Genomic DNA, 3,877 nt, shown 5'->3' on the forward strand with positions numbered 1-3,877 from the left:
CCGGGGCCTCGCGTCCGGACAGCGCGCCCGAGACCGCGTCCTTCCAGATCGGTCCGGGCAGGCCGCCGCCGAAGACCTTCGGGTAGTACTGCCCGGGAACCCAGGAGGCGTACACGGAGTTCCTGAGGGAGGGGCAGCACGCGGCCCGCCTCTCCCGGAAGCTCCGCCCGCAGCAGGGACTCCAGCAGCGCGAGCCGTTCGCGCAGGACGGCCGAGCGAGCCGCCCGCACCCCCTCCACCTCCGGCAGCAGCCGCTCGGCGAGGGCCTGGTCCAGCAGCGGACTCCCCAGGTCCGCCAGGGCCTTGAGCCGGGCCAGCCGCTCCACGACCGGCGCCGGCCCCCGCACCCACCCGATCCGCAGCCCGCCCCACACCGCCTTGGCCAGCGAGCCGACGCTCAGCACCTCCGCCCCGGCGGGGGCGTACGCCGCCACGGGCCCCGGCTCGGGCTCCGCGTCCCACAGCCGGGTGTCGTACGCCAGGTCCTCCACCAGCGGCACCCCCTCCGCGGTGCACAGCGCGGCGATCCGCTCGCGCCGCCCGGCGGACATCAGCACCCCGGTGGGGTTGTGGTAGGTCGGCGTCACATGGGCCAGCGCCGCCCCCGGCAGCGCCGCCCGGAAGCCGGCCACCCGCACCCCGTCCCCGTCCAGCGGCACCCGTCGCGGCCGCGCCCCGGCGGCCAGCAGCGCGTCGAGGCAGCCCGGCCAGCTCGGGGTCTCCACCACCACCGGCGACCCCCGCCGTACGTACAGCTGGGCCACCAGTGCCAGCGCCTGCGTGGCCCCGGTGGTGACCAGGACCTGACCGGGCGAGGTGCGCAGCCCCTGCGCGGTGTACCGGTCGGCGATCGCCGCCCGCAGCCCGGGGAGCCCGCCCGGGTGGTAGCCGGGTCCGGCGAGCAACCCGTCCAGCCCGTCCTCCAGCAGCCCGGCCAGGGCCCGGCGCACCTCCGGGGCCGCGCCCTGCGCCGCCACCGAGAGGGAAATCGTGTCCGCCGGCCCGTCCACGAGCCGCTGCACCAGCGCGGCTCCGGTCCCCCCGGGGACCCGTCCGTCGGCCGGCCGCAGCTCCGCCCGGGGCAGTCCGGCGACCCGGGTCCCGCTCCCCCGGCGGCTCACGACCGTGCCCGCGCCCCGCAGGGCGTCGTAGGCGTCGGCCACGGTGGCCCGGCTGACGCCCAGCGCGGCGGCCAGCGGCCGCTCGGCCGGCAGCCGGTCCCCGGGCGCGAGGTCGCCCGTGCGGACGGCCCCGGCCAGTGCCCCGGCGAGCCTGCGGTACAGCGGTCCGGGGCCGTCGGTCCAGCCCGCGAGTACGCCGTCCAGCCCGTCCGGCGTCCAGGCGCGCGCGGCGCAGCGGTCCACTTGTGCCTCCATTGGCCCGGGTCCCGGGCGTCCCCTTCCGGCCAGCCTAGACGCATGACCACCGGCACCCTCCTCGGCTTCCTCGCCGCCTCCGCGGCCCTGATCCTGCTGCCCGGCCCCAACCTGATCCTGATCGTGACGCGCGCCGCCGCCCAGGGCCGCCGGGCGGGCCTCGCCACGGCGGCCGGGGTGGAGTGCGCCACCGTCGTGCACCTCGCGGTCGCCGTGTCGGGCGTCGCCCGGCTGGTGACCGGCTCCCCCGCCGCCTTCCTCGCCCTGCGGTACGCGGGCGCCGCCTACCTCCTCTACCTGGGCGTACGGGCGCTGCGCGGCGGGCCGTCCGCCCTGCCCGCCGGGGAGGGGGCCGCGGCCCCCGTCCGGCTGGGCCGCGCCTGGCGGGAGGGCTTCACCGTCAACCTGCTCAACCCCAAGGTGACCCTGTTCTTCCTGGCGTTCCTCCCGCAGTTCACCGAACCCGGCGCGGCCGACCCGCAGGGGCGGATGCGGCTGCTGGGCGCGGTGTTCCTCGTCCTGGGCGCCCTCCTCGACGTCGGCTACGCCTGCACGGGCGGGATCGTCAGCCGGCTGCTGCGCCGCAGCCCGCGCGCGCTGGCCCGGCAGCACTGGGCGGTCGGCGGGGTGTACCTGGCACTGGCCGCAGCGGCCCTCCTGCCGGGCGGCCCGTGAGCGCGGCGGCCGGTGGTGCGTCGGGCGCATTTCGCGTCAACCTGCGCCCCTGTCCACGGGTGTGGGAAAGCCCCAGAACGGACTCCCCCGTCCCTCCTTCCCCCGGACGGCGCACCCCGCGGGGCCATGATCATGACGGCCGAATGGCGATCGTGTGACAGCAGGGGCCATGGACATGACCTGAGCCGCCACGGGTGAATACGGTCGAACGACGTACGACGGACGACCCACGCCGAACGTCGAACCGATCTGTCTCCCCTACCCCTTGGAGCTCTTCGTGTACCGCAAAGTGATCGCCCCGAGCGTCCTGGCCGTCTCCCTCCTGCTGGTGATCCCGGCGTCGGCGGCCAGCTCCGTACAGGGCGCGCCCGGGATCGGCGACGCCTACTACCCGGAGAGCGGGAACGGCGGCTACGACGTCTCCCACTACGACCTGCGCCTGCAGTACCAGCCGAAGACGGACCTGCTGGAGGGCACGGCCACCCTCCTGACCACCGCCAAGCAGGACCTGTCCCGGTTCAACCTGGACTTCGGCCTCAAGGTGAGCGAGATCCGGGTCAACGGGGCCAAGGCCAAGTTCGCCACTTCGGGCGCGCACGAGCTGGAGGTCACCCCCGCGCAGCCGCTGGCGAAGGGCAAGCAGGCCACCGTCGTCGTCAAGTACGCCGGAAAGCCCTCGGAGTTCAAGATCGACGGCTGGTCTGCCTGGCAGCGCACCCCGGACGGCGGCGTCGCCGCGCAGGAGCCCGACTCGGCGGTCTGGTGGTTCCCGAGCAACGACCACCCGCTCGACAAGGCCACCTTCGACATCTCGGTCAACGTCCCGGACGGCACCCAGGCCATCAGCAACGGCGTGCTCCAGTCGCAGACCTCCCGCCTCGGCTGGACCCGCTACAACTGGCGCTCCAACAAGCCGCAGGCCACCTACCTGGCCACCCTCGCCATCGGCAAGTTCGACATCACCACCGACAAGACGGCGAGCGGCCTGCCGATCCTCAACGCCTACAGCAAGGACCTGGGCGACAACGCCGGCGCGGCGAAGGCGAGCGTCGAGCGGACCGGCGAGGTCGCGGAGTGGCTGGAGTCGGTCTTCGGCCCCTACCCCTTCAACGCGCTCGGCGGCTACGTCCCGAACGTGCCCTCCGGCTTCGCGCTGGAGACCCAGACCCGGCCGTTCTACAGCCCGCGCCAGTTCGCGAACGGCGCGAACGTCTCGGTCGTCGTGCACGAGCTGGCGCACCAGTGGTACGGCGACAGCGTGTCCGTGGACAACTGGAAGGACATCTGGGTCAACGAGGGCTTCGCCCGCTACGCCCAGTGGCTGTGGTCGGAGAAGGAGGGCGAGGGCACCGCGCAGGAGCTCGCCCAGTGGACGTACGACAACCGTCCGGCCGAGGACCCGTTCTGGCAGGTCAAGCCGGGTGACCCGGGTGCGGAGAACCAGTTCCACGGGGCGGTGTACGACCGGGGCGCGATCGCGATCCAGGCGCTGCGCAACGAGGTCGGCGACGAGAAGTTCTTCCAGATCCTCAAGGGCTGGCCGACCGAGCGCGCCTACGGCAACGCGAAGGTCGGGGACTTCGTCCGCTACGCGGAGAAGGTCTCGAACAAGCCGCTCGCCCAGCTCTTCGAGACCTGGCTGTACACCCCGGGCAAGCCGTCCTTCGGCGCCCCCGCCGCCAAGCCGGGCGCCCGCTCGCTGGCCCCGTCGAAGCCGGCGGCGGAGCCGAAGTCCTGGAAGAAGATCCAGGCGACGAACACCGTCCACGAGCACTGATCCACGCCGCGGGCCCGCCCGGCCGGCCGCTGAGGGGTCCCGGCGCGGC

3 protein-coding genes are annotated in these 3,877 nt (G+C 74.4%); 2 read left to right on the top strand and 1 reads right to left on the bottom strand.

Translation table 11 applies throughout. From position 1 onward, the window contains the following. On the bottom strand, positions 1–1,364 hold a 1,364-nt coding region (locus AB0O29_RS34445), incomplete at its 3' end, for a PLP-dependent aminotransferase family protein (RefSeq protein WP_365159939.1). Positions 1,365–1,418: 54 nt separating this feature from the next. On the opposite strand from AB0O29_RS34445, the gene AB0O29_RS34450 reads away from it, so the two are divergent. Together AB0O29_RS34450 and AB0O29_RS34455 are read left to right on the top strand one after the other, a co-directional pair. Next, positions 1,419–2,051 carry a LysE family translocator gene (locus tag AB0O29_RS34450; RefSeq protein ID WP_365159942.1) on the top strand — a complete coding sequence of 211 codons (633 nt, stop codon included), beginning with the start codon at positions 1,419–1,421 and terminating at the stop codon, positions 2,049–2,051. Positions 2,052–2,328: 277 nt separating this feature from the next. Beyond that, complete coding sequence (locus tag AB0O29_RS34455; RefSeq protein ID WP_365159945.1) at positions 2,329–3,828, top strand: M1 family metallopeptidase; 1,500 nt, start codon at positions 2,329–2,331, stop codon at positions 3,826–3,828. Positions 3,829–3,877 lie beyond the last annotated feature (49 nt).

Source organism: Streptomyces sp. NPDC089915, assembly GCF_040684675.1.
Classification (GTDB): Bacteria; Actinomycetota; Actinomycetes; order Streptomycetales; family Streptomycetaceae; genus Streptomyces.

Coding starts and splice junctions, on each gene's coding strand:
- AB0O29_RS34450 (WP_365159942.1), top strand. CDS start 1,419: ATGACCACCGGCACCCTCCTCGGCTTCCTCGCCGCCTCCGCGGCCCTG.